Source organism: Aquimarina mycalae, assembly GCF_029906345.1.
Classification (GTDB): domain Bacteria; phylum Bacteroidota; class Bacteroidia; order Flavobacteriales; family Flavobacteriaceae; genus Aquimarina.
Genome location: NZ_JARYGY010000020.1, coordinates 1 through 4,635, shown reverse-complemented (window position 1 = coordinate 4,635; position 4,635 = coordinate 1). Strand labels below are relative to the sequence as shown.

General features: G+C 33.1%; 4 protein-coding genes. 3 read left to right on the top strand and 1 reads right to left on the bottom strand.

The window, feature by feature from the left end:
- Nucleotides 1-266 precede the first annotated feature (266 nt).
- Both QBK95_RS22785 and QBK95_RS22780 read left to right on the top strand, forming a co-directional pair.
- Nucleotides 267-1,229 (top strand): hypothetical protein, encoded by a 963-nt coding sequence (locus QBK95_RS22785; protein WP_280936871.1) that lies wholly within the window; start codon nt 267-269, stop codon nt 1,227-1,229.
- 207 nt (nt 1,230-1,436) lie between these two features.
- Entirely contained in the window at nt 1,437-2,348 is a 912-nt protein-coding gene (locus QBK95_RS22780; RefSeq protein WP_280936870.1) for a PLP-dependent cysteine synthase family protein, read from the top strand.
- A 144-nt stretch (nt 2,349-2,492) separates the two neighbouring features.
- Here QBK95_RS22780 and QBK95_RS22775 read toward each other — a convergent pair whose 3' ends face one another.
- Entirely contained in the window at nt 2,493-3,629 is a 1,137-nt protein-coding gene (locus tag QBK95_RS22775) for a N(5)-(carboxyethyl)ornithine synthase (protein WP_280936869.1), read from the bottom strand.
- A gap of 365 nt (nt 3,630-3,994) precedes the next feature.
- Between QBK95_RS22775 and QBK95_RS22770 the strand changes: the two genes are divergently transcribed.
- Nucleotides 3,995-4,600 carry a hypothetical protein gene (locus QBK95_RS22770; protein WP_280936868.1) on the top strand — a complete coding sequence of 202 codons (606 nt, stop codon included), beginning with the start codon at nt 3,995-3,997 and terminating at the stop codon, nt 4,598-4,600.
- Nucleotides 4,601-4,635: the final 35 nt, after the last annotated feature.

The following is a 4,635-nucleotide window of genomic DNA, read 5'->3' as shown; positions in this document are numbered from 1 at the left end:
TTCGCTTGTGAATATCAATACCAATGTATAAATTTGGTTGGGCAGTCAGTTCAGTTTTCATGTCTTATTGTTTTTGTGAACTTTAAAGATACTGGACTTACTGCTTTTTCATTGATGCTATAGAAAATGCTTATTTTAGTGCCAAACGAAAGGTCTGTGCTTTTTTGTTAGCTGCTGATTTTCCTGCGGAAAATCCTCGCACACAAAAACGCACATTCCATACATTAAACGTTAGCAGCAACCAAAACTATATTTGACAACAAAAGATGGGAAAAGAAAAAACTACAGTTATTTTCGATACTAATTCTTATCGCCAAATTGTTCTAAATAAAAATCACAAAGAAATAACCGAATTACTTAACTCAATAAAAACTGCAGAAAAAGAAAATAACATCGAACCTATTTCCGCTTTGACTGTTAATCTGGAATTATCATCGAATTTAGTAGAGGGAAAAAATGGAATAAATTATGAAAACTGTCTAAACGGTTTGACTTTTCTAACCAATCATTGTTTTGACAAAGAAAAAAAAATGATAAGAATTGCTTCTATGCCATTTTTTAAAATTTCATCAATGATGTTTGGTGCTTTACCAATAGATTTCGAAAAGCAGGATAAGAAATTTTCTAAAGTTTTTGAAAAATTCAAATCTTTTGATAAAAAGCCAAATATGTCTAAAGATTTCTATGAGTTTGTTAAAACCATTCTGACTAAACACGAACAAGGTTTTGCTAATACTATTTTAGGATTAATTGAAGCAGCTAAATACGGAATGGAACAAATTCATCCTAAAGTTGACAATAAAACTCGTAAAAGAAAATTAATTCAATATTTTGAAAGTGATTCTTATGCACACAATTTATCGATAAAGTCTTTAAGATTGGTTGCAGAGGAATTAGAAATACAACTAGATGACCAAGAACTTCAAAATAGAGCATATTTTTTAAGAGAAAAATTACCTATTTCATCTGCCTTTTTTCAATGGATTTTTTGTGAGATCATTAGAAAAAACATTGATATGAATTCAAAAAAATCAAGAAAAAAAAGATGGAACTGGCTTTGGGACTATCAAATTTCATTTCTAGTTTCTCAAGATACCAAAGAACAAAAAACGATTTTAGTCACTTCCGATGGCGATATGATTAAAATATTAAAAGAAAATGGACTTGAAAATAATGTTTTGCAGGTTGATCAATATCTTGAATTTTTGAAAATTAATGGCAGCTGCTAACAATGTATAAGAAAACATAGGTCTTTTGAGCTTGATCGAAAGGTCTATGTTTATTTACAAAGTCGCCAAATATAAAATTTGGCATTTATGACAAAATGATAAAAGCAAAATATTTATATTTGGCTTAGTACCAATCCGAAACGTATCGCTTATCACCTGCCCTACGTTTCTTATACGAGACGTTGTACGCAATTTGAGAAAACCAAAATGGAAGGAATAGGAAATACACCACTTGTCAAACTAAGACACCTTACTGATTCTAATTCCGCAGATATTTATGTTAAGATTGAGGGAGCAAACCCTACTGGAAGTATGAAGGATAGAATGGCACTAGCTATGATTGAAGGTGCTGAAAGAAGAGGTGAATTGAAATCTGGTGGAACTGTAGTTGATTATACAGGTGGAAGTACTGGTAGTTCCTTGGCAATGATATGTTCTGCAAAAGGTTATAAAGCACATTTTGTTTCATCTGATGCTTTTGCCGAGGAAAAACTGCAAACTATGAGAGCATTTGGAGCAAAACTTGAACTGATTCCGAGTGAAAATGGAAAAATAACAGCTAGAATTATTGATAAAGCACTCGAAAGAGTTCGAGAAATTGCAAAACAGCCAAATACGTTTTATACCGACCAATTTAAAAACATTGACAATCGAAATGCCTATCATAAGATGGCTTATGAAATAATGGATGTCTTAGGAAACAATATTGATGAATTTATAACGGGAGTAGGAACTGGAGGATGCTTTTCTGGAAATTCGGAAGTATTTAAAAAAGAAATCTCTGGAATTAGATGTATTCCCATAGAACCTTTTAATGTAAGAACATTATCTGGTGGAGATACATCAGGAACTCATAGACTCGATGGAATGGGAGCTGGATTTATTCCAGAAATTTGCCGACTGGATTTAGCAGATGAAATAATTTCTGTAAAAGACGAAGATGCCTATGAAACAGCTAGAAAATTAGCTAGAATTGAAGGAGTTTTTGGAGGCACTACGTCTGGCTCCAACGTTTGGGCTGCTTTAAAAAGAGCAAAAATAATTGGAAAAGGAAAAACAATTGTAACTGTTGTTTGCGATTCAGGATTGAAATACCTGAACGGAGATTTATATAAATGAAAAACTGCGTACAACAACGTGTATAATTAATTACTGCGGAATTCCTTCGCAAGAATTCACTTGAATTAATTAACTTAGCTCAACGTCGGAAAATCCTAACTGATTTTCCGTAACTAACCATACACAAACCGTTGTCAGCAAAGCTTATAGGAATGAGTGAGGGTAGCTTAATTCACGATTCTGAAATTTTAGAATCTCTTTTTTTTGAACAATTCCCTTATCCACATTGATGGCTTCCTTAATTGTGTTGCTATTCATCCAGACATCCCTTCCTCCCAAAATATCTTCTAAATAAACAATCAATGCTGCAGAAATTGATCGAGTAGCACTCTCCCATAAAAAACTTGGTGTATGATCTACCGCATAGTAATCAACTCCTTCAACAGAAAACATTGGATTTTTAAACGTAGTGGGTTTTGCAAAATAGAATCCCATGCCTTCATCACAGCTAACATCGATGATTAGACTACCTTTTTTGAAACATGATTTTTCATTTTCAGTCACAAAATCAATCGGGTCGTTAGGATCTTGAAAAGTCCCGTTTACTATGATCTCAGACTCATTAATTAACTCGGACAAGGGTCTCACAGTTCCATCATGTTCAATGGCTAACATTCTCGCTTCCCCTTCTTTTCCTTTTTTAATGCGAACATAATGAACATCTAATACTTCTTCTCTGACTTCATGGTCTGGCCTTTGAATACAAATCGTTATGTCTCTAAACCCGTGAGCCTTTAAGGCATATATAGCTCCTCTGCTAACAGCTCCAAAACTGAAGATGATTACCTTTCGTTGATTGCCATAATGACCATCAATTCCACGTAATTGCATTGCATGTAACACTGCACAATACCCAGCCATTTCGTTATTTTTATAGAAAGTATGACGCCCACGAATACCAGTAGGTGACCATACAAACATATCTTCGAATGCAATCAATGTTAATTTTCGATCAATGGCACATTGAGTAATTTCTGTCTGTTGAGCGCAATGTGGATATCCCCAAATAACACCTCCTTTCTTCAGTTCTTGTAAATCTGATAACACTGGTTTGGCTATAACGACAGAACCAATTTCAGACAGTAGATCACTTCTTGTAGCAGTCCCTCCTGATTGAGATTCGATTTCCTTATCGCTTATATTAAATGGTTTGCCATAACCCTTCTCAAAAATTAAATTCTTTCTTACATCGAACGGAAGCCTAAGTAAGTGCTCAGGGTGAATAGGCAATCTTCGTTCGTCTTCTTTTTTAGAAGTGCCTATGACTCCAAAATTCTTCATAATACATTAGTGCCTTAATTGGACTGCTTATCAAAATAACAAGCTGTGATTCCAGAGATGTGAATTCTTGGGAATATTAGAATTGGTGACATCGTACATCAAATGAATCACCAAGATTCAATTAAAGGGAGAGTTCGTTAAACGAAGAATATAGAATTGAAAGATTCCAAATGGAAAGGTACAACTTTAATATCTATGTAACGGACTCATCGAAATAAAGCTGATAACATAATGTATAAGTAACAGCTCGTTTCTGCTATCCTAAAAGTCAGAGCATTTTAGTATCTTTCATCTAAATAGCTTCTATGATGGGTTTTATACGCTACTACTCATACATGGGGCGTTGTAAAACATTACTTAATTGAATGGATATAAAATTAAAACTCAAGAAATTTGGTGGAGTAATAATAGCAGTAATCTTATTTACATTTGGTTTTTATAACACTTGTGAAAGTGAAAACAATTTATCCGAAAACAAAAAGATAACTCTTGGAAAGGTCACAGATTTTAAATATAAATCTAAAGGAGGTTCTATTAGTTATGAGTTTTATGCAAATGGTGAATTACATAAAACAAGTGATCCAGATAATTCAGGCTGGCCTGGTTATGTAAGAGATGTAAGAGCAGAAAAAGGTAAGTTCTACAAAGTAGAATATGATAATAACAATCCCAAAAATTCGAAAATTATAATCGATAAAAATTCGAAAAGTCATATGGAACTACTCAATAAGGGAATTAAAAAAAATGGAATAATTGAAAAAGTTTATGCTATCTCGGAAAACTATTTTGATCTTTACATTAAATATCATTTTGACAAAAATGATATTAAATTTCGCACAAGATTGCACAGAGACAGTCTCAATTGCAAAACTGTTAAAGCCTGTAAATTGGAGATTCCTATGAATTTGACCCATCCATTCCTGTTTAAATTGCGCATAGTAAAACAGGTTCTAAAAAGAGCGGTTTTGTGATTATAAAAGTATAAAAAATATTATTGTTTTTTTCT

What these genes read in the sequence shown, in the direction of transcription:
- QBK95_RS22785 (WP_280936871.1), top strand. Translation starts at nt 267, where the DNA reads ATGGGAAAAGAAAAAACTACAGTTATTTTCGATACTAATTCTTATCGC.
- QBK95_RS22780 (WP_280936870.1), top strand. Translation starts at nt 1,437, where the DNA reads ATGGAAGGAATAGGAAATACACCACTTGTCAAACTAAGACACCTTACT.
- QBK95_RS22775 (WP_280936869.1), bottom strand. Translation starts at nt 3,629, where the DNA reads ATGAAGAATTTTGGAGTCATAGGCACTTCTAAAAAAGAAGACGAACGA.
- QBK95_RS22770 (WP_280936868.1), top strand. Translation starts at nt 3,995, where the DNA reads ATGGATATAAAATTAAAACTCAAGAAATTTGGTGGAGTAATAATAGCA.